A 20,745-nucleotide genomic window follows, 5' to 3' on the forward strand; every position below is an offset into this window, starting at 1 on the left:
CAGCGTCTGTGAAGTCGAACGCTCAGACGGAAGGCTCCTTATGCTCTTGAGGCAAAAGGGGCCTTTTTCTGTTTGTATCCTTTAAGGGCCTCCTTCGCCCGCATCGAACCGGCTTACATACGCGCCTGCTGAACTCAAGCAATTGACATCCCCTCCCACGCTCCCATAGCATTCATGCCTGCCGAGGGGCGCACCTGACGGTGCTGAGATGGCGGTGAGCCAGACCCTTGAACCTGATCCGGATCATACCGGCGTAGGAACGGCAAGGGCCTCTCTGGCACCCCCGCGTCTTCGCCGTTCATCTGGATCTCCGTGATTTTGATTTTCGGGAGATCGTTGGTGCCAATACGCCGTTTAGAATGTAGCGACGAAGAACCCCGGGGGGCGGGACGACCGACCCATCGGCTCAATCGGTCGGATTCTTCGAGGTTGCATGGAAGACCCACCTCAGTTTGCGCGTGCTTGAGCCGGTGGCTTGAGAGCGCGTTTGCTATATTTGGACCCGCTTCCACATTTCAGCGGAGCCAGGCATGACCTCCATCGCCGTTACTATTGCTGGTTCGGATTCCGGTGGGGGGGCCGGCATCCAGGCGGATCTGAAGACATTTTCGGCGCTCGGCGTCTATGGTGCCAGCGTGATTACCGCCATCACCGCGCAAAACACCAGAGGTGTTACGGCCGTTGAGGATATCTCTCCGGGCGTCGTTCTAGCTCAGATCGACGCCGTGTTTTCGGATCTCGCCGTTGGCGCTGCGAAGGTCGGAATGGTGTCCCGCCAGGAGATCATTGCGGCGATCGCGTCCGGCCTGAAGCGATACGGGCATTTGGCAGTCATCGATCCGGTGATGGTCGCCACTTCGGGGGACGTATTGTTGCGTCCGGATGCGATCTCGACGCTCAAGGAGGAACTGCTGCCGTTTGCGCTCATCCTGACGCCGAACCTGCCCGAAGCGGCACTGATGACGGGGCGCAGCGTTGCCGAGAATGAGACAGAAATGGCCCGCCAGGCGGAGATGCTCCTGAAGTTTGGTGCGCGCGCCGTGCTGATGAAAGGCGGGCATGCCAAGGGCGACGAAGCGGTTGACATCCTCTTCAACGGGGACACCGCCTTGCGCCTGTCGCGCCCGCGGGTTGAAACGAGGAACGATCATGGCACCGGCTGCACGCTGTCTGCCGCAATCGCTGCCGGTATTGCCCACCGGCAGACACTTGAAGACGCGGTTATCGCTGCCAAGACCTATCTGCATGAGGCGCTTGTTGCCGCAGCAGCGCTCAAAATCGGGCAGGGGCGGGGACCGGTTCATCACTTCCATCAGTGGTGGAGTCCGAGAGGCAACTAATCCGATTCCCGAGCCTTGTGCCGGTTCCACCGTTCAAGTTCACCTTCACGAACCAGGTCATTCCATTGCGCAATAAGCAATGGAATGACCTTCGAGGCGGGAAGTTCGTCGCTTGCAATCGCAGGATGAACGACGGGGGCTGCGCGCTTTTCGATTCAGGCCACAGCGGCGCTCGGGTGAACCGGCTGCTCCTCCTTGAGCAATTTCCGATAGAGCGCGACATGTTCGCGGCCGCAGTCGACATGGCTCATCGGGCGCCTGAGGGTTGCCCTGAGGTTGTCCCATGACCGTGGCGTGCTCAGCACGTCGATAAGCCGATCCGCAAGGTCTTGCGCGCTGCCGGCACGGAAATGATAGCCGTCGAGGCGGTCGCGAACCTTCTCGGCCATGCCGCCGATGTCGGAGCATATGATCGGCCTGCCATGGTGCAGGGCTTCCTGGATGACGATCGGAGAATTCTCCCACCAGACCGAAGGCATCACCACCCAGTCGACCGAGCGCATCAGCCTTGGCATGTCCTGGTTTTGGTAGGAGCCGTAAAAGCGGACGCGCCGGCCGGCATCTTCGATCAGTTTCGCCACGCGGTCCTGATACTCGGTCGGCTGACGCTCGAGGTTTCCGCCGAAGATCATCAAGGTGGAATCGTCACCCCAGATCTCGTCGGGCACGCGCGATACAGCGTCGATCAGCACGTGAACGCCCTTGAACGGGGTCATCTGCCCGAAATAGGCAAAACGATTGCGACGTGCCGTCGGCGCCGGCAATTCACGCGCCGGCGTCTTTTCACCCAGGACGATGCCGTTTTCGATCACGAATATCTTCTCGGCAGCGATGCCCCACTCGACATAGCGATTGGCGAGAAAAGCACTTGGGGCGATGAAGGCGTCGGCAAGGTTCAGCATGCCCCGCACGAACTGCTCACGCCGTACGAAGCGTGATACCGGAATTTCGGGGAAACACGTGTGGCAACTGATCGGCGATGCGCCATTGCAAAGCTGGCCCGAGGGCCGCTTCACCATTTGTCCGTGGTTGTGACAGATCGGCAGGTACTCGTGGAAGGTCACGACGATGCGCGCTTTCGGCAGAGCGTCGCGCACCGCATAGAGCGCTTCCAGTCCGAAGCCGATGATATGGTGGAAGTGGACGATGTCCGGCTTGATGTCTCCCACAAAGCGCAAGAGGTCGCGACGGATCGCGTCGGTATCGCCGTTGGACAGGAAGAAATGATCAAAGTCCTCGGCATGGTAGAGCACCTCGTCCATCGCCAGGCGAAGGCTCATCAGCGCCGACGCGCCGTGGCGCGGCACGGGATTGCCGACGCGGGCGAGGTAGATCGATTCAATCCCCGGCAGGCCGTTCAATGCCTTGTGCAAGCCATGGGAGGCGATCTCGGCGCCGCCCAATGAATGGGTCGGGTGGCCGTGCGAGACGACCAGCACGCGGAGTTTGTCACTCATGCCGAAACCTCATTGTGGGTCGTGGTGTCTGGCTCGACGGTCTGCATCCAGCGGCCACGAAACAGCGTCTGATCGACACGCTCCACGTATCTGGCCGTCGCTGCCGATACGGCGCCGGACGCCTCATCCGACCCGAGCATCTGTAAGGCGGGCAGCCAATAGGATTCGTAGCCCCTGCGGCTCAGCCTCAAGGCAAGATCCAGCCCATTGAGAGACGCACCGAGATAGGCCGGCGAAGGGCCGGTATCGTCGAGAAGCGCGTTGCGGGGCATGATGCAGCATTCGAGCGACGCGGTCGCAACCCGCGTCAGCTTCAGGCGGTTCACAGCGCCGACCGGATAACCGGCATACCGGCTCGACTGCAGATGATCCGCGCGATCGAGTGACGAACTGCCGGCCCAACGGATCGAATGATCCTCATAGGCAAGGGTCGGCGAAATGATGCTTCCGCTCCTGGTCTCATAGTTCGCAACAAGCGTCTGGTACCAACCGGGATTGGCGGGCGTCAGAGACGCAGACAGCAGGATGACGGTTTCATTGTCGATGGCCTGCGCCGCAGTCCGGGCCAGGTCGCTGGCATCGCCTGAACCTTCGACGGACAAAAGGCGCAGCGGCAAGCGATAGAATTCCGCAAGTCGCCGGATACGGGTGGCGCTCCGGCGAAACTGCTCCGATTGCAGGACGAGCACGATCGGGGCCTGCCGCGTATGCGGATCGAGCGCCAGAAGCCCCAACAGGGCGGCAAAATCCTCCTCGGCCTCTCCCACGGCGACAAGGATTGCTGCCCCCACAGCCTCACCGAAGCGGCCAATGTCTATGACGGTCTCGATGGTCGGAGCATCAGTGCGAGCCGCAGTGATGAACGGAACGATCTGTCGATCGACGATATCGGGCAAGGCCCAACTGGTCGGATCGATCGCGTTGAGCAGCCGCAGCGCCGAATGCCTTGCCGACAGCCGTGTCGGGTGAAGCGGCATATAGGCGCGGCGAGAATCGCGAAGGGTGATTTCGAGGTGAAGGGGTGCTGCCGGATCGCCGACGAGGCCATCCGCGAAAGCGATGAAACCGTGCGACCGGCGATGTCCGGATATCGCGCCCTTGAATTCCGGCCGGTCCACGAAGGCATCTTCCACGTCCAGCCGCTCGGTGCGGGTCCAGGCGCCATCAAGACGCGCTTCGGTGCGCCCCCGACGCAGCCGAACGCTTTGCACATGAGCGTCCGGATCAAGCATCCAGCCCGAGATCAGGAAGGCACCTTCATCGCCCTGATAGAGTGCGTCGACACCGAGCCGGACCGGAACGGGGAGACTTGAGATCGTTTCTGTACCGTCAAAGCCGTTGGCCGCCTCGCGCAGGCGCAACAGCACCTGCGGCGAGCTCTGGCTTTGGAGCAGCATCGCGCGAATATGAGCCGGCGTTTCAAGGGGGCCTGCAACGAACTTGCGCTCGTGGACCGCCGCATAGCGCCAGGCGCCACGCCCGCGATAGAAAATGCCCTGGATGTCACGCGCCCGCGGCAGATCATCTGCCGACAGGAGGCCTAGAAAGCCGACCGCATCTTCCGGTGCGTCGTTGCGTGGGAAAACCGCGATGCTGCACTCGGCGTCCGATGTGTTTTCGCCCCGGATGATGATCCGGCTAACGCCGGCCGCAATATCATGCGCCCAGCCCTTGAGTGCGATCGCATCATCGTGGCTTTCACCGAGCAGCTCGATGTAGCCGTCCTTCGCCGTTCCCGCCTTGAGCAAGGCCGTGATTGCCGTCAGCTTCCGCGGATCGAGCGGCGGCTTCATCAACACGTCCACCAGGCGGCCAAGCACGTGTACGACCTGCGCGCCGGCGAGCTCCTTCAGCATCGCGGCGACCTCACCTGTCGACACGGTGCGGGGCGCAACGATGTAGCGCTTGCCGCCTTCTTTTCCGAAGCGCAGCGTTGCCGGCATGCCACGGGTGCGGTCGACAGGGATAAGCGCGGCGAAACCATGGGTGGCGGATGCCTGTGGCGCGGAAAGCCGCCAGCCGATAATGGAGGCGATCGCCTGGGACTCGGGGTCTTCGTCGATCTCTACCGGCAGCTGATCGGCCAACGGGCCGCCAGCGCCGATCACCAGCAGCAGCGCCTCGTCGATTGGGCACACCACGACCCGTCCGCTGCGCATGACCCGGGCAAGCGGTGCCGGGCTCGGCGAAAGGGAAAGCTCCTGATTGGGCATGAGGCGCCCCTCAGGTCCGCAGGAGAAGCGTCAGGATCGCACCTGCGGTAAAGCCCGCAAGTACAAAAAGAAGCAGAAATGCCGGCTTCAAGTCTCCGTTCGAGCGTTGCTTCAAGGCATTGAGGCTCTTTTCCATGCCCGCCACAACCCCATCGAGACGCATCAGGTGCACATCGAGATCGGTCAATCGTTGGGTGATTTCTGTGCGCAGGCTCGCGACGTCGTCACTGACTGCTGCAAGTCCGGCCGCTTCGCCTTCCTCGCCGTCATCGACTTTTTGCCGGATGGCCGAGCGTTGCGAGACCTGGAGTTGACGCTGTGCCGCCATCAGCACATCAAGCTTGTCGAGCACTTTTGCCAGCGGAGCGGCGATCAGGGCCTCGGCAGCCTGTTCGTCGGGCTTCGGAACGCGAAGCGGCAGGTCTCCACCTTTTTCCGTCGAGGCCATGACAACCAGTTCGCCGGTACGGGCACTGGCCATGTCAGGCAATGCGATTTCGAATGCGTGGTTGCCGTCGCCGATCCCGTTTCGCTTGAGATCGGATCGGTTGCGGTCGGCGAGTGCCTCGGCGATCACCTTGCCATCCAGGAGCACGCGAATGGCGAGCCGTTTCTCCGGCGTCTCTGGGTCGAATGCCCAGCCGAAAACGCGGCCCTGGTCGATCGCGTCCACCCGACCCTTGAGGGGTTTTGCATTGTTTTGTTCCGGTGCGACATCCGGCTTATCGGCTGCTACAGACATGGTGTTTCCTCTAGGCCGCGGCGGTTCGTGCCGGCTCTATCGTGTCGATGAGCGTGAGATAGCGGCGGGCAGTGGCGTCGATATCATCAGGTTTGCGGGCGTTCGCCGAAAGGCGACGCCTGAGATCCGGGTTTTCAGCGATGCTGCGCATGGCGGCGGCAAGCGCCCGCGGGTCGTTGGGCGTAACGGTCAGGCCGCTCACGCCGTCCTGAACCATTTCGGCCATGCCGCCGATATTGCTCGCGATCACGGGCTTGCGCTGGGATTGCGCCTCGCCAATGACGAGCGGCGCATTCTCCCACCAGATCGACGGCACGATGGTGCAATCGACCGCAGCTATGAGTTCGGCAATGTCGTCGCGGCGGTAGGCTCCGCGCTGCTGGACGGTGGGGGCGGTCTTCTTGAACAGGCGGGCGATCTCATCCTTGAAACTATCGCTTTGGAACGGCGCGCCGCCATGTACCCTGAGCTCGAAGCGCAGGCCCTCGTCGATCAGTTGTCGCGCGGCCTCGAGCAGGACGGTGGTGCCCTTCCAGGGATTGAGGTTGCCGAAATAACCAAAGATCGGCCGGTCGTTTTCCTGTCGGTCCTTCCGCGCCGGAACGTCTCGTCGTGGCAAGCCATTGGCGATGACATCGATCTGTTCCCCGTCGAGGCCCCAGTCGATGTATCGTTGTCTCAGGAATTGGCTCGGCGATACGAAGCGATCCACCGTGCGCAGCAGGGCTTTAAGATGCTGCTCGCGAAGCACGAAGCGGTCGAGCGGAATATCCTTGAAACAGGCGTGACAGCGGTCGGGCGTCGACTTGTGGCAAAGCTCCTTGCCGCTGGTTCGCACCATCAGCCCGTCATGGTGGCAAAGCGGATAGTAGTCGTGCAGCGTCATGACGATGCGACACTCGGGCAAGGTTCGGCGTACGATGTGCGGAAACTCGGCGCCGAGCAGCAGCAGGTGATGAATGTGGACCACGTCCGGCTGAAAATCGCGCAAGAGCTCAGTCAGATCAGGAACGACGCCATAGAGGTCGATCTGGCTCATGAAGAAACGGTCGAAATGACCGGACCACAACAGCACCTCGTCGCCCTCAGAGCCAATCGCCTGAAAGCTCGTGCCTGGGCGCACCTGCCGATGGGTCTGGTTGGTAGCGCCAAGGAAGAGTACCTCATGGCCGGCGCGCTGATAGGCGCGGAAGAGGTCGTGCGCGAAAATCTCTGTACCGCCCGGATGGAGCGCCGGATGATTGTGCGCCGCAACCAGAATTCGCTTCTTCATCCGTTTGCACCCCGGCGTTCGGCAACGAAGACATCCTGGTAGTGACCGGCATCCTGCCCGCGCCAATGGCCGAGTGATTTCAGGATGGTTGAAAAGCCCGCCCGTTCGAGCGCCCGATCGAGAAAGCCGTCATCGAAACCGACAGCGGCAAGGGGCGGTAGGCCCGGCACGAACCAGCAGGGACCATCGCCGCTGCGATTGAAGCCAAGGCGCGGATCCCGCCTGCCGTTTTCATTCTTCGCCGCCACGCGATCGACCACGAACGCCGTCACGAAAAGCCGGCCACCGGGCTTCAGCATCCGGCTGATCTCGCTGAAATAGACAAGCACTTCATCTGGCGGGAGATGCGTGACGATCGACGTCATGATCGCGAAATCGAACGTTTGATCCGGATAGGGGAGCTTCAGCGCCTTGCCGTTGATCTTGCCCATGGGATTGTAGAGCTCATGGGCAATGTCCACATGCTCGAAAGTGAAGTTTGGGTAGGCGGGCGTCACGGACTTGCGGCACCAGGCGACACCGCCTTCGACCGGATCGACGCCGACGTAGCGGGCGCGATCGGCGTCGAGATACTGTGTGAGCGGAACTGCCATCCGGCCGATGCCGCTACCGATGTCGAGCACGCTGCTTTCCGGCTGCAATCCGCCCATGCGGATGAAATGGCCGAGAAACTCGGCGCCAACCGCCCGGTAGTTGCCGTCTCCGACGAACACGCTGTTGCTGTCGGGCTGTGGCAGGAAACGATTGTTGAGAACCGTTTGAAGCATCCCGTCGATGCGGTCCTCGTTCGGCTGCCAGGCCGTTTGCAGGCTATCTGCGTGGCGAAGTGCGGGTTGGTTCATGCGGCGCTCCTGGCGGCAGTCTTGTGACCGCTCGGCGCTGCCGCCTCTTCGGCGCCGAGATAGGCTGGCATCAGCGCGCTGATGTCGTCGTTCCAGCGTTCGGTGTGCAGCCATGCATTGTACTGGCTCGCAACACCGCGCGTGTAATCCTGGCTGCGGCTGATCGACCGCCGCTCCAGATGGTAAAGGCAGGCAGCTGGCTCATAGACGATGTCGAAGCCGGCCTGCCTGATCTTGAGGCAGAGATCGCTGTCTTCGTAGTCGCCGATCACGAAGTCCTCGGCATAGCCGCCGACGAGTTCCCATACTTCCCGGCGCATCACCTGGCAGGCACCGGTGACGCCAGGCACGACGCGCGCTTTTTGCGCGGGCGCGTAGGCGCCGGGCATGCCCTTGTAGAAATGATGGTTCAGCCAGATGTCCTGCTTGTTGCGGGCGAAGTAGAGACCCGCATGTTGCAGTGAACCGTCCTCGAAGAGAAGCTTCGGGCCGATCGCGCCGACCGACTTCTCTCTGAGCACGGGGAGTGCAAGCGTCTCCAGCCACCCCGGCCCGCAGGGCACGACATCCGAGTTGAGCATGACGACGACGGAACCGCGGGCATAGCGCGCGCCTGCATTGCATGCACGGGCATAGCCACCGTTGCGGTTCATCACCACGAGCTTCATCGAAAGCCCGTGCAGCAGGTGAAAGCCGCCGAGCAGGTGCTCAGTCTCGTCGTGGATTTCAGGAGAATCCAGCACATAGATGATCTCGGCGTTGGCGGCGACAAAGGGGTCGGTGGCGAGGCCCGAGAGCTGGAAGCGCAGGAAGTCGAGAACGCGGTAGAGCGGTACGACGATAGAGACCAGAGGCGCCTCCAGCATAGGACCGAAGTCCTTCGTCTGATCGACCCTGATCGTCTTTCCCAGTCTTTGCTCCACGTCCTTAAGCGCGGGCGCGAGGATCGTGCGGAACGCCGCATCGATGGCGTGCTGTGGCGGAACGGCCCGCAAAATGCGGTTGCGTTGTGTCGCGGGATCGAAGGGCTGCGGCTTCGGCACGAGCGGTTTGACGGCGCCGGAGGCAAGCCGCATCTGGAAACGGGGCTGCAGAAGAGCGCCGAGCGGTTCGCGCATCGGCAACCAGCTGACGAAGCCTGTCACATCAGTCTTCGAGCCTTCTTCCGCGCCACGGGCCCAGCCGGGAAATTCGTACCAGTTGCCGTCAAGCGGCAGGGCGGTGCCGTCTTCCTGAAGATAGTCAATGCCCGCAAGCACGCCGGACGGGTCACGGGTCCAGCCGCCGACCAGTAGCCCATCGGGGAGCGCGAGCGCCAGATCGATCTCTGCACCGGGGTGGAGTGGGGATTTTCCGGCCTGGCGTGCCGGCAAGGGCGAACGAAGCTGCAGGTCGGTTGCGAGCGCCGTCCCGCTTTCAGGGATCGCAGAGAGGCAACGGACGACGAATTCCCTGAGGCTCGGAGCGGCGCCGTGTTCGGGCCACCATTCCTGGATGCTCGGGTAGCGCGAGCCGCGATGGGTGACCTCGCGGATGGCAACGCCACGCTTGCCCATGATCATGAGAGAGAGCGCCTGCGGCGCGCGTGGCGTTTCGAGCACGAAGTGGCAACGGCGCCAGCCGCGCTCCGCCCGACCGGTGATGGCAAACTGCTGCGGCAACGGCAGGACCGCGTCGGCGCTCAGCGCATAGATCGCACTGATCTCGCCAAACTCGGCGCTGACGGTCGTTTCCGCAAGGTATCGGCCATGGGCAAGCCGGCACGCGATCGTCACGGGGCGCTGGCCAAGGTTCAGGGCATGGATTGCGTCGTCGACCAGACCGGTAAAAAACTCGTCGCGGGAAAGCCGGAATGCGCTCCGCCAGACGGTGAGCAGGGTGTTGAGAAACTTGAAGCGCCCCTCCGGCATGAGGCTGGCGAACTGCGCCGCCATATCGAGGAACGGAAGCCGTCCAGCCGGTTCGAGGACGACGGTCTGAAGGACATCGTGATCGACGGCGATTTCAGCAAGCTCGCGCTCGTTTCCGGGCCGCATTGCCCAGAAGACGCGTTGCCCGCCGTCGGCGCGCGGGAGAGTCATGCTGACAAGAGGAACGAGGGATCGCGATGCAGAAAGCGCGTATTTGGTTTTCGTCGGCAGGTCTGCGGGTGCGTCCCAGATCAGCACAGCAACATCAAGGCTGAGCCTGAATGCCACAGCACTTGCGAACTCGTGGCTGAGGCTTCTGATACGGTCGTCTGCCGTCACGCGCTACTCCTGAAGGACGAAAAGGGAGGGCGCCCCACCGGGAGGAAGTGGGGCGCGCCGGTCAATCTCAATGGATCGTGAAGTAGTGGTTCGGGTTTGCCTGGATGTCGTCGGCATCGGCATTGACAAGCGTCAGCGTGTCGCCATGGCCGAAGTCGATCACGACGTTGCCGCCAACCTGGGTGACGCGCGATGCCAGATCTTCCGGAGAAGAGATGTCGAGGCCGTTGATGTCCTTCGAAATCTGCAGCAGGTCTTCGCCGGGCGTGAAGTCGAGGATGACGTCGTTGCCGCCACCGCCGTCGAAGACGAAGACATCGCTGCCAGCGCCACCGCTCATGACATCGTCGCCGGCACCACCGTTGATGACGTCATTGTCTGCGCCACCGAACAGGATGTCGCTACCCTTGCCGCCCATGAGCAGGTCGCTGCCGCCGCCGCCAATGAGGATATCATTCCCCTTGTCGCCGTAAAGCAAGTCATCACCCTGGCCGCCAAACAGGACGTCGTTCCCGTTGTCGCCATGGATGAGGTCGTCGCCCCAGCCGCCAAACAGGGCATCGTTTCCGTTGCCGCCGAACAGCAGATCATCACCTTCGTCACCGAAGATGGTGTCGTCGCCATTGCCTCCGTTCACGAAGTCATCTCCAGCGCGAGCGTGGATGAAGTCGTCGAAGCGTGAGCCAAAAAGGGCGTCATCATACGCGCCGCCTTCCAACGTGGCCATATGCTACTCCTCTTAGTTGTTGCTTACGCCCATCTCTGGCCTCAAACCTTGGATGAGCGCCGGGACATTGCACTGCAAAAAAACATATGGCAACAGCAAAAACAAAATAAATACAGATGTACTGTGCTGTTATCTGCTACCTCAGATGTATATTGTGTGTCGTTTTGATGATTATCCCTAGGATATAAGGGGTAAGTATCTTTGTTATTACTTGGAATTCAATTCAAATTTAGAAATAAATTGCCGGCGAAATTGAATTTCGCCGGCTCCGTATGGTGGTTAAGTTCTAATTCAGTCTTCGCGGAAGGCGCGGTTAAGGCTGTCCGCAATCGGTGAGACCATGTAGTCAATCGCCGAGCGTGGCTTGTGGACGATCAGGACCTCGGCAGGCATGCCGGGATAGAGGCGAATGTCGGGGTTGGCACTGAGCGACGAAGCCGCAATGCGGGCACGCGCCACGTAGTAGGAGACATTCGATTTCTCATCGACCGACTGGTCCGCCGCCACATAGTTGATCTCGCCGTCAAGTGGCAGGTGCGTGCGTTGGTTGTAGGCCGTCAGCCTGATCTGCGTCTTTGAGCCGATTTCGATGCTGTCGATGTCACGGGTGCCGACATGCATTTCTACGAGCAGTGGCTCGTCCTCGGGCACGATATCGAGAAGCGGTTGCCCCGCCGAGACGGCGCTGCCTGCTGTGCGCAACTGAATGTTGGTGACGGTGCCGGCCTGTGGTGAGCGGATATCCAGTCGGTTTAGGACATCCTTGGCGGACACCAATCGTTCTTCGACATCGGAAAGCTCAAGGCGGGCCGTGGTGATTTCACCGGCGATCTCCGATTGAAACTCATTCTCGATACCCGTCAGGCCCAATTCCGCACCGGCCTCGGCCTTTTCTGCCTGCGCCTTGTTACCGGCGAGCTCCCCGCGGGTCGCTGCAAGCTCGCTGAGCTTGGCGTCGATCTCGATAAGTTTGGAGCGCTGCGCGAACTCCTTCGCGACGAGAGTGGCGATCGCAGTCCGCTGTTCTGTAATCAGCTCGACCTGCCGATCGGTCGCGCGGATCTGCTCGGTGAGCGATTTGGCTTTCTCCGAAAATTCTTCGATGGTCTTGCCCTGAACATCAAGGCGACCGGCTTTTGCTTCGCGCCGGCGCTCGAAAAAGTTCGTTTCGGCTTTCACCGCATCATCGGCTGCCGGATCCGGCGCGCCCTTCAGATCATCGGGGAACGTGATTTCTTGTGAATCCGACTGTTCCGCCCTCAGGCGGGCAAGCTTCGCAATCAGACCGAGGCGACGGCTTTGCAGCGCCTGCAGGTCGGAGCGGGCGCGGGTATCCTCGAGCTTGACGAGTGGTTGCCCGGCCGCAACACGATCCCCCTCCTGGACGAGCAGGCGCTTGAGAATGCCCCCCTCGAAGTGGCTGACGGTCTTGCGTTTCGAATCGACCACGATCGTGCCGCTTGCGACCGAGGCGCTGCTGAGCTCCGTCGAGAAGGCCCAGCCGAAAAAGCCGCCAAAGGCGACGAGGATGGTCGTGAGACCGGCAAGGACCACGCCGCGCAGCGGGGCGGAGGCGCTGCCTTCGGCATCGGAGTCCAGCCCATGCAGCGGATGAGGCCGGTCGACGATGGCAGGCAGGTTCTCCCCGCCACGCGTTGTCACCGCGTTCTTTGCATCCCGCGCGATCGGTAGATTGGGTTTTCTTGTCATGCGGAAACGCCTTCCCGTCTCGGTTCGCCCGGGGTCATGGATGCGACCACGTCGGTGCGCGGTCCGAACTGGGTGATTCGGCCGTTTTCGAGGACGAGCAACTTGTCTGCCGCCTGCATGATGGTTGGCCGGTGGGCGATCATGATGACGATCGCGCCGTCGTTGCGGGCGCGCTCGATCGCACGGATCAGTGCCCGCTCGCCGATCGCGTCGAGGTTGGCGTTTGGCTCGTCGAGGACGATCAGGCGGGGGCGGTCATAGAGGCAGCGGGCAAGCGCGATGCGTTGCCGCTGGCCACCGGAAAGCGTCAAATGGCCATCACCGACGGGCGTGTCGTAGCCGAGTGGCAACCGGCCGATCATGTCGTGCACGTCGGCAAGGCGGGCGGCGTCGAGCACCTTTTGAGGCTCACCTTCCTCCATGCGCGAAATGTTATCGCGGATGGTACCCTCGAGCAGCGAGACCGATTGCGGCAGGTAGCCGGTCATCTGCCCGAACGAAGCGCGCTCCCAGAGATAAACGTTGTTGCCGTCGAGGAAGACGCCGCCGGTGGTCGGCTTCAAAATGCCGACAAGAAGGCGGGCAAGCGTCGACTTTCCCGCAGCCGACGGCCCGACGATGCCGAGCACCTCGCCCGGCGAAAGCGAAAATCCGATGCCCTTGATGATCGGCACATCGAGACCGGGAGCGGCATAGACCAGCTTGTCGACGACGAGATCGCCTTGCGTGCGCGGCTGCGGCATCGTCTGGCGCACGGCGAGATCTTCCTTGAGTGCCGCCTCGATCCGTCGCCAACTGGCGATGGCCAGCACCCATTGGCGCCAGTTCTCGATCATCGAATCAAATGGGGCGAGAAGGCGGCCAACCAGAATCGTTGTCGCCATCATCGCGCCGGGAGAGATCTCCTGCTTCATCACGAGGATCGCGCCGGTAGCAAGCGCCGCCGACTGGATCATGAAGCGTATCGTGCGAGTGATGGAGGCCATCGCCTTGCTTCGGCTGCCGCTGACTTCAAGCGCATCCAACGCATGCATCTGCGCCGCACGCCAGCGGCGGGCGAGTGCGGGGAGCATTCCCATCGCCTCGATGGCCTCGGCATGGCGCAAGCTCGCACCAATTTTCGAGACGGCCTCGATATTGGCTTGATTGGCCTCTTTCATCAGCCGGCGAGTCAGCAAATCAGTCAGCAATCCACAACACACGAGCAGGGCAATGGAAATGGCGCCAAGAAGGCCGAACATCGGGTGCAGCGCGAAGAGCACGCCGAGGAAGATTGGTGACCAAGCGGCATCGAGCGGTGCACTGACGGCGGAGGTCGTGAGAAAGCTGCGCAACTCAGCCAGGTCTCGTAGCGACTGGGTCGCGCGAGTCAGCCCTTGATCGGCCGCCGCCTGCACTGCCGCGGTCAGCACTGGCAGGTTCAGCCAGCGCACGACCGAGCTTCCCATCGCCTGGAACGTCAGCGCCCGGATGTATTCGAGCACGCCATAGACAATGAGCGCGCCGATCACCAGAATCGTCAGCATGGTAAGCGTGTCCATGCTCTGGCTGTTCAGGACGCGGTCGTGGACCTGCATCATGTAAAGCGGCGTGGAGAGCTGCAAGATGCCGATGCAAGCGCTCAGCAGCGCTGCATAAATAAGTGCCAAAACGAACACGCGGCGTGCCTTCAAAATAAGCAGCCGTGGATCGTTTGCTCCATTTTGCGCCGTCTTTGGCCCAATTTGGTTCTTGCTAATCATATTGCCTCGTTTGCTGTCACGCGTGGCGAATTTCTGGATAAGTTCGTTGGGGTCTTGAGGAAGCTATTTTGTTTGTTATCACTTAAATCACAGTGTTGCCGTGATAAGTGTGACACAATAATGGTGGAATGCTCAAGATAATCATATTCGGGGGGAGTAAAGGGGGCGAAAAATTGCTTCAAAATTTGAAGTAATTTTTGAATATCGTAGTAATGCTTAGTTGGAGAGAGGGATGAATCAAAAGATTCTCTATCCGTTCGCAGATTTCGGCGGCGCTGTTGCCATCCGCCCCGGGGATGACGCAGTTGGTGGTGCCGCTGAACACGAAGATATTGGCCAGGAGAGCGAAGCCTCCGTGGTCTCGTATTTCGAGCTGGCGCGGATGATGGAGCGAGCCAGCAGGCGGTTTACCGGCCTGTTGCGCGCCGAATTGACAAAGCTTGGCGTCGACGACATTGGCCCGGCGCAAGCCATGGTCCTGCTCGCGATCGGCGATGCCGAGGTGTCCGTGGCCGAGCTTTTGGATCGCGGCCATTATGTCGGTTCCAATGTGTCCTACTATCTGAAGCAACTGGGCGATGGGGAATATATCGACCGGGCTGCATCGCAGCGCGACCGGCGCTCGGCTCGCATTCGGCTTTCGGAAAAGGGCAGGCTGCTCTGCGATTCGCTCAGGAAAGCTGCCGGTGCCTATGAACGGGTGCTCAGCCACGGCGAGCAGGACCGGCGCAATCTCGAAACCGCATTTCAAACGCTACACCGGCTTGAGCTGGTTTGGGGGAATGCGACGCGCTACGGCATCTGAGCCGCGGCGCGAACGCTGTCCTTTCATCGGTAAAAGGCTAGGAACATGCACGTAGCATTTGTACACCGGCGCGGCTTCTGCCAATTCGCCGCTCTCGCGGCCCATTTGGCGCAGACGGGAAATGAAGTAACCCTCGTGACGGAAGCCGTCGATCAACGGATTCCGTCCACGCGGGTCGTCCGCCACAGGACGGAGCCGGGACCGCAGGCCAATGCGCAAATGGCAAGGCATTTGGGCGTCCCAGACCATCACGTCCGCATAGGTCACCGGGTCGCAGAGACCTTCGAGGCGATGGCGAAGCAGGGCCAGGTGCCCGATGTCATTGTCGGGCACACGGGCTGGGGCAGCATGATGTTCGTCAAGGACGTGCTGCCGAACGTTCCAGCGCTCGGCTATTGCGAATTCTTCTATCGCGCAGAAGGGGCGGACATCGGTTTTGCCCCTGACGACCAACCCGATTCGGACACGCGAAAGCGGCTGCGTCTGCGCAACATGGCGCAGCTTCTGTCGCTGGAGGCAATCGATGGCGGCATCAGTCCGACCCATTGGCAAAGGAGCCTCTATCCGACGGAGCACCGCGGACGCATCGCCGTTTGCCATGAGGGCGTCGATACGCGCGTCTTCCGTCCGGATGCGTCGGCCTCACTCAAGCTTCCCGATGGGCGGGTGCTGAAGGCCGGCGATCCGCCGATCGTCACTTTCGTCGCCCGCGATCTTGAGCCCTATCGCGGCTTTCCACAGGCGCTTGCGGCGGCGGCGAAAGTCGCGCGGGAACATCCCAATGCGCTCTTCGTGTTCGTCGGGGGTGATGGCGTCAGCTACGGCGCTCCGCCGCCAGGCGGAGGCTCCTGGAGGGATCACCTGCTTCAGTCCCTGGATGTGCCGGCGGACAGGTTCCTGTTTCCGGGCGTCGTGCCGCATGCCGTGTTGCGACAGCTCTTCCAGATCTCGGCGGCGCATATCTACCTGACCTATCCCTTCGTGCTTTCCTGGTCGGTGCTGGAGGCCATGGCCTGCGGCGCACTCGTCATCGGGTCGGATACCGCCCCGATGCAGGAAGTCGTGAGTTCCGGTCGCAACGGCGTGCTTGTGCCATTCTTTGATACGGACGCGCTCGCGGGCGCTCTCTCCGAAGCGTTGCGTCATCCGGAAAAGTATACGGACATGCGTGCGGCCGCGCGCCGGACGATCGAGCAGCGGTTCCGGCTGGGTGATTGCATCGCGCGGCAGATGATGTTGCTGGACAAGGCAACAAACAGTGCTTCTACCTCTAATATCGCACTGGTTTCATCCAAATAATACTTCAAAATCTGAAGTATTATTTCACGAAAAACACAAATATCACTTATTGTGCAGTGCAAATAACCTTGATATGCTTTTCGTATGAGCTTGAATTCGCCGATGTATTTCGTTTCGGCGAATTCAACTTCAGAGGGAACTTGTTCATATTTGAAGGTGGCGCGTGCAAGAGTTGATGTCTTCTGGCGTGAGGTATTCGCAAGCGAAGCGAAAGCTGGTGGTGGCATCTGATCATGACAGGGCGAGTGTCGAAGGTAGCGGCATCGAGCACCTGGTTCATTTCCTTCCCAAGGGCGATCGGGCCCAAACCACTCTCGAAAACGTATTCCCGCTGATCGGGCTTGCCTTCTCAAAAGAGGGGGAGGAGGACCTTGCGGAACGGCTCGTGTCCTTGCGTGCGCTTGGCACCGTACCGGAATTCCCGGTCAAGCGGCTGAGTGCGCACACGGCGGCAGAAAGTGCCGTAATCATTCAGGCGCTGGTCGATGGTGGTGTCGGGCGTCTTGCGCGGTTTTCGAGTGCGATCACTTCGGAGCTCGCGCTGTTGCGCCGGGAGCGCGAAACGCTGCTCGAAAATTATCGTGCGCTCGAAGACGCCTTCCAGGCGCGCAATTGGGAGCCGGTCACCGAGGTCTTTGCGCACGATCCCTATGTCGATCCCAAGGACGAAGGCATCGGCCATCTAATTGCCAATGCTTTCGTCGAGCAACTCCTGCCGGTTTCAAGCCACGGCGTTGCAGGCATCGCGCTTCATTTCAATTCCGTTCCGAGAGACGGTGGCGAACTGGTCGTCGTCCTGAGTTATGTCGAAAGCGGCGAAGGCGTGGCCGAATGGTCCGTGCCGTTTTCACAGCTGGTGCCTACGTGGAACTTCTTCGCCTTGCCGCGCACATGCGGAGGCGGCGCAAGAACGTTGCGGTTGAGGGTGTCAACGACGGGCTCGGAAACCATCGGTCTTTCGCTCGGTTACCCCATTGCCAGCGAGCATTACACCGCACGCTCCGAAACGCGTCACGCCGACCTCGATCTGCGTCCGCTCGCGTTCCGCATCTATACGGGCCTTCCCGGCGTCAAGCCGACACGCATGCCCAACATGATCGCGCCAACGGCGCTGCTCGACGGTCACTTCATCGAGGATTACCGGCTGTCGGTGGATCTCTTGAGTCAGATCGTCGACGTGTCGGTCACGCCGGTGGTTCCGGAGTTCCAGACCGTGCGCTACCTCGAGCACGAACACGCAGTGGTCTGCCACCCGCTGCCGAGCGGCGTGTCGGCCGGCGCCATCGGTCGGGCGGTCGAGCCCGGAACCATTTCATTCTCCGCAAGCGCCATCGTCGATCATCCGAAGGGGGCGCCCGCTGCCGTCAGCTTCCTGCTCGCGCCAGCGACTTCGAACGCGCGTTCGGAAGTTGCCGAACTCGCCCGCAAGGGCTCGGTCAAGCCTTCGGCCTTTTTCAGTGGCTGGCGCGAGGTCACGAACCAGCAGCCGATCAATATCAATTTCCAATTGGACGAGCCGGTGCGCCATCCCATGGATCTGATGATCCTCAGCCGTGCGGTCACCGACTCCGTCGACTTTTCCTGGCTCAAGGTGTCGGGCTTCCGGATGGTAAAGCAGTCGGGTGGTGCGTCTCATGTCAAGCAATAGCGATCCACGCGACCTGATCGCGATTGCCATGCCGCTCTACGGGCACGCGGCGCTAGCACTCGAGGCAATCGAGTCCGCATTGGCTTCGGCGCTTTCAGATTGCCGGATCGCCATTGTCGTCTCGGTCGATGGTGACCCACGGCACGAAACCTTCGATCAATTGCTGCTGTTCTCTGCTGCTTATCCCGACATCCACGTGGTCTTCGGCCGCAATGCGGGGCCGGGCGGCGCGCGCAACCGCGCCATCGACTATGTGCTCGAAAACCTGTCTGAAGCGAAGGCCGTCTATTTTCTCGACGCCGACAATCGCGTTCTGCCGGGCACGATCGAAACCCTTTACCGCCAACTGCGTGAGAGCGGCGCGGGCTGGGTCTACACCAACATCGACACCTTCTCGGTGAGCTGGCGGGCGCACTACGGCAACCACTATTCCAGGCTCGTTCACTGCATCACCGACAACATCTGCGACACGGGCTCGATGATCTCCATCGATGTCTTCCGGGAGGGCGTTCGTTTCAACGACGACCGTCAGAACGGTTTCGAGGATTGGGAATTCTGGCTTTCCTGCGTGGAACACGGTTTCGTCGGCACGCCTTGCCACGAGACGACCTTCGAATACCGCCTGCGGGCGGAAAGCCGGTTCAAGGAAGCCAACCGCGACCGTGCGACGTCCGTAAGCTTCCTCAGGAAGCGCCACAGAGCCCTGTTCCAGCGGCCGATGCTGGTCGACTTTGAACACGAGGAGTGCCCCCGCTATCTCTTCGCACGCACCGAAGACGCGGCGATCTCGTTCTTCACCGACCCGACCAAGCAGCCGAAGCGGCTGCGTCTCGACGATATCATCCCGGCCTTCTGGGCAAATACCGGCGAGCCGGACAACGTGCACTTTCCGCCATTCGTGATGGCCGGCAGCGGGGCGACGATCGATCTCCTCTTGCGCTCGCGCATGTTGCCGAACGTGCTTTGCCACCTGGAGCGGCTGAGCGAGAAGGCGAATGTCGTGTTCGTCCACCTCGGCAACGACGCCACGCAGCGCAAGATCGAGCCGACGTTCCTCGATGCCGGATCCGAGCACCTCGGCCAGCCGGATCTCATCTTTATTTCGACGGCGCTTTTGCGCGATGTCATCCGCAACAACGCGCTCGACTGGTTCGCCTCGATCGGCAGCCAGCAGGTCTGGCCGACATCGGCGGTCCTCAATGTGCGGTTCCCGTTCCCGAGAGCTCTGCCCCGCCGGACGCTCATCACACCGCAACAGGTGATGATCAACTGCGTCAACGCGATCGCCACGAGCCCGCTGCGCCGCACCGCCGGACGCCGCTGGACCTGGCGCCCGCCGAGGCTCATGCCCTATTCCGATCTGCATAAAGCCTTGCGCACGGAAATCGGCGGTTCGCCGGTGCTGCCGCTCGGACACAGCGAGGCCGGAAAGAAAACGGCCGCGCTGCTCGTGCCGAACGCCTCCTTCGGTGGCGCCGAGAAGGTGATCTACGCTGCGTCCCGCGAATTGCGCGCCGCCGGCTATGAGACGCACCTGTTCGTGCTTGGCACCAGCCGAATGGACGTGATCGACGAATTCGATGCAAGCTTCGATTACGTTCATTTCTGGGATCAGGGCATTCCGGCCTGGGGCGGCTCCGGCTCGTTCCTGGGACACGACTTCATCGCCGAACATCATGAGGTCGACTGGGGCGCGTTGAAGGGCCAGCTTTCGGGCTTCGATCTCGTCATCAACAACCACGTCATGGCGGTGCACCCGCTGATCGCCCGATTGCGTTCCGAAGGCACGCGCACGGCCTGCTATCTGCATGTCGTCGACAACACGCCGTTCAAGCGCCCGGCCGGCCAGCCTTTCGCAGCGATCGCGCACGAGCATTGCTACGACGCCTTCCTGACCTGCTCGGAACAGCTCAAATTCTATCTGCACAGCTTCGGCGTACCGCTTGAGAAGATCTTCGCGGTTCCGAACGGTGCGAGCTTCTCAGTCCCGCCCAAGGTGCTTGCGGAGGTGCTGCAGGTACGGCGGATCGAACGCAAGGACGATCGGTTGAGGCTTCTCTACATGGGCCGCCTCGACCAGCAGAAGGGCATCGACCGGCTCGCCGCGACGATTTCGGAGCTGCGCGCGGCACATGTGCCGTTCGACGCTCGGGCGATCGGCGGCGAGATCCTGGCCGACGCCAGCTTCTCCTGGACGGACCGCCTCAAGGAGCTTGGCGTCGATGTGCGCCCGCCCGTCTTTGCCAGCCGGGATCTGATCAAGGCGCTCGGCTGGGCCGACGTGCTGGTCATGCCGTCGCGCTGGGAAGGTGCGCCCTTGATGATCGCTGAAGCGCAGCAGCTTGGCTGCGTCCCGATCGCGACTGCCGTCGGCGCAGTGGACGAGCTGATCGTTGATCGTGAGGACGGCATCCTGATCGACGCTCCCTCCGATCCGCAAGTGGTGCGAGACATGGTGAAGGCGATCACCGAGGTTGCTCATGACCGCAACCTGCTCGCGCCCATCATGGAAGGCTGCCTCAGAACGGCGGCGCGCCGTGCCTGGCCAAACTCTTTCGCGGAGTTCCTTGGCTGGTGTGACGGTTCCGTGAACAATTCATCTCTTTCGCGCGCCAAGGTTATCCGTGCGCGTGAGACATCCAATACCGGCGTTGCAGCAGCAGTTTGAGCGCGCCGGGCGACTTTTTAACTAGAAGGG

At 61.4% G+C, this 20,745-nt stretch carries 14 protein-coding genes and 1 riboswitch; of the genes, 5 read left to right on the forward strand and 9 right to left on the reverse strand.

All coding sequences use genetic code 11. From position 1 onward, the window contains the following. Positions 1–174: 174 nt before the first annotated feature. Positions 175–277: riboswitch (TPP riboswitch) on the forward strand. Between the two features lie 253 nt (positions 278–530). Then, the gene (gene thiD, locus V7S54_RS30560) at positions 531–1,340 is read left to right on the forward strand and encodes a bifunctional hydroxymethylpyrimidine kinase/phosphomethylpyrimidine kinase (RefSeq protein ID WP_336409730.1); all 810 of its coding nucleotides are present in this window, start codon (positions 531–533) and stop codon (positions 1,338–1,340) included. Positions 1,341–1,495: 155 nt separating this feature from the next. On the opposite strand, the gene V7S54_RS30565 is transcribed toward thiD, so the two are convergent. The 9 genes from V7S54_RS30565 to V7S54_RS30605 form a co-directional block, all read right to left on the reverse strand. Then, entirely contained in the window at positions 1,496–2,797 is a 1,302-nt protein-coding gene (locus tag V7S54_RS30565; protein WP_336409729.1) for a glycosyltransferase family 4 protein, read from the reverse strand. Then, a complete protein-coding gene (locus tag V7S54_RS30570) occupies positions 2,794–5,010 on the reverse strand; it encodes a hypothetical protein (protein WP_336409728.1) in 2,217 nt (738 codons plus the stop codon). The genes V7S54_RS30565 and V7S54_RS30570 overlap by 4 nt, the downstream gene beginning before the upstream one ends. 10 nt (positions 5,011–5,020) lie before the next feature. Next, positions 5,021–5,752, reverse strand: a complete 732-nt coding sequence (locus V7S54_RS30575) for a hypothetical protein (RefSeq protein ID WP_336409727.1) — start codon at positions 5,750–5,752, stop codon at positions 5,021–5,023. Positions 5,753–5,762: 10 nt separating this feature from the next. After that, positions 5,763–7,025 (reverse strand): glycosyltransferase family 4 protein, encoded by a 1,263-nt coding sequence (locus V7S54_RS30580; RefSeq protein WP_336409726.1) that lies wholly within the window; start codon positions 7,023–7,025, stop codon positions 5,763–5,765. Further along, positions 7,022–7,867, reverse strand: coding sequence for a class I SAM-dependent methyltransferase (locus tag V7S54_RS30585; protein ID WP_336409725.1), 846 nt, complete (start codon positions 7,865–7,867; stop codon positions 7,022–7,024). The genes V7S54_RS30580 and V7S54_RS30585 overlap by 4 nt, the downstream gene beginning before the upstream one ends. Beyond that, on the reverse strand, positions 7,864–10,116 hold the full coding sequence (locus V7S54_RS30590) for a glycosyltransferase family 2 protein (RefSeq protein WP_336409724.1): 2,253 nt from the start codon (positions 10,114–10,116) through the stop codon (positions 7,864–7,866). The genes V7S54_RS30585 and V7S54_RS30590 overlap by 4 nt, the downstream gene beginning before the upstream one ends. 67 nt (positions 10,117–10,183) lie before the next feature. Then, positions 10,184–10,843 (reverse strand): calcium-binding protein, encoded by a 660-nt coding sequence (locus V7S54_RS30595; RefSeq protein ID WP_065372876.1) that lies wholly within the window; start codon positions 10,841–10,843, stop codon positions 10,184–10,186. A gap of 291 nt (positions 10,844–11,134) precedes the next feature. After that, positions 11,135–12,553, reverse strand: coding sequence for an HlyD family type I secretion periplasmic adaptor subunit (locus tag V7S54_RS30600; protein WP_336409723.1), 1,419 nt, complete (start codon positions 12,551–12,553; stop codon positions 11,135–11,137). Beyond that, entirely contained in the window at positions 12,550–14,295 is a 1,746-nt protein-coding gene (locus tag V7S54_RS30605; RefSeq protein WP_336409722.1) for a type I secretion system permease/ATPase, read from the reverse strand. The genes V7S54_RS30600 and V7S54_RS30605 overlap by 4 nt, the downstream gene beginning before the upstream one ends. Before the next feature lie 232 nt (positions 14,296–14,527). Between V7S54_RS30605 and V7S54_RS30610 the strand changes: the two genes are divergently transcribed. The 4 genes from V7S54_RS30610 (at position 14,528) to V7S54_RS30625 (ending at position 20,715) form a co-directional block, all read left to right on the forward strand. After that, positions 14,528–15,100, forward strand: a complete 573-nt coding sequence (locus V7S54_RS30610) for a MarR family transcriptional regulator (RefSeq protein ID WP_065372874.1) — start codon at positions 14,528–14,530, stop codon at positions 15,098–15,100. Positions 15,101–15,145: 45 nt separating this feature from the next. Then, positions 15,146–16,399 carry a glycosyltransferase family 4 protein gene (locus tag V7S54_RS30615; protein WP_336409721.1) on the forward strand — a complete coding sequence of 418 codons (1,254 nt, stop codon included), beginning with the start codon at positions 15,146–15,148 and terminating at the stop codon, positions 16,397–16,399. Positions 16,400–16,574: 175 nt separating this feature from the next. Further along, positions 16,575–18,047, forward strand: a complete 1,473-nt coding sequence (locus V7S54_RS30620; protein WP_336409720.1) for a DUF6212 domain-containing protein — start codon at positions 16,575–16,577, stop codon at positions 18,045–18,047. Then, complete coding sequence (locus V7S54_RS30625; protein ID WP_336409719.1) at positions 18,034–20,715, forward strand: glycosyltransferase; 2,682 nt, start codon at positions 18,034–18,036, stop codon at positions 20,713–20,715. The genes V7S54_RS30620 and V7S54_RS30625 overlap by 14 nt, the downstream gene beginning before the upstream one ends. Positions 20,716–20,745 lie beyond the last annotated feature (30 nt).

Source organism: Ensifer sp. CCNWLY38 (assembly GCF_037120565.1).
Classification (GTDB): Bacteria; Pseudomonadota; Alphaproteobacteria; order Rhizobiales; family Rhizobiaceae; genus Ensifer; species Ensifer adhaerens_H.

Bases quoted from the DNA above. Each gene is read 5' to 3' on its own strand.
- V7S54_RS30580 (WP_336409726.1), bottom strand. From the start codon at position 7,025: ATGAAGAAGCGAATTCTGGTTGCGGCGCACAATCATCCGGCGCTCCAT.
- thiD (WP_336409730.1), top strand. From the start codon at position 531: ATGACCTCCATCGCCGTTACTATTGCTGGTTCGGATTCCGGTGGGGGG.
- V7S54_RS30625 (WP_336409719.1), top strand. From the start codon at position 18,034: ATGTCAAGCAATAGCGATCCACGCGACCTGATCGCGATTGCCATGCCG.
- V7S54_RS30620 (WP_336409720.1), top strand. From the start codon at position 16,575: ATGTCTTCTGGCGTGAGGTATTCGCAAGCGAAGCGAAAGCTGGTGGTG.
- V7S54_RS30585 (WP_336409725.1), bottom strand. From the start codon at position 7,867: ATGAACCAACCCGCACTTCGCCACGCAGATAGCCTGCAAACGGCCTGG.
- V7S54_RS30605 (WP_336409722.1), bottom strand. From the start codon at position 14,295: ATGATTAGCAAGAACCAAATTGGGCCAAAGACGGCGCAAAATGGAGCA.
- V7S54_RS30575 (WP_336409727.1), bottom strand. From the start codon at position 5,752: ATGTCTGTAGCAGCCGATAAGCCGGATGTCGCACCGGAACAAAACAAT.
- V7S54_RS30615 (WP_336409721.1), top strand. From the start codon at position 15,146: ATGCACGTAGCATTTGTACACCGGCGCGGCTTCTGCCAATTCGCCGCT.
- V7S54_RS30595 (WP_065372876.1), bottom strand. From the start codon at position 10,843: ATGGCCACGTTGGAAGGCGGCGCGTATGATGACGCCCTTTTTGGCTCA.
- V7S54_RS30565 (WP_336409729.1), bottom strand. From the start codon at position 2,797: ATGAGTGACAAACTCCGCGTGCTGGTCGTCTCGCACGGCCACCCGACC.
- V7S54_RS30610 (WP_065372874.1), top strand. From the start codon at position 14,528: ATGAATCAAAAGATTCTCTATCCGTTCGCAGATTTCGGCGGCGCTGTT.
- V7S54_RS30600 (WP_336409723.1), bottom strand. From the start codon at position 12,553: ATGACAAGAAAACCCAATCTACCGATCGCGCGGGATGCAAAGAACGCG.
- V7S54_RS30570 (WP_336409728.1), bottom strand. From the start codon at position 5,010: ATGCCCAATCAGGAGCTTTCCCTTTCGCCGAGCCCGGCACCGCTTGCC.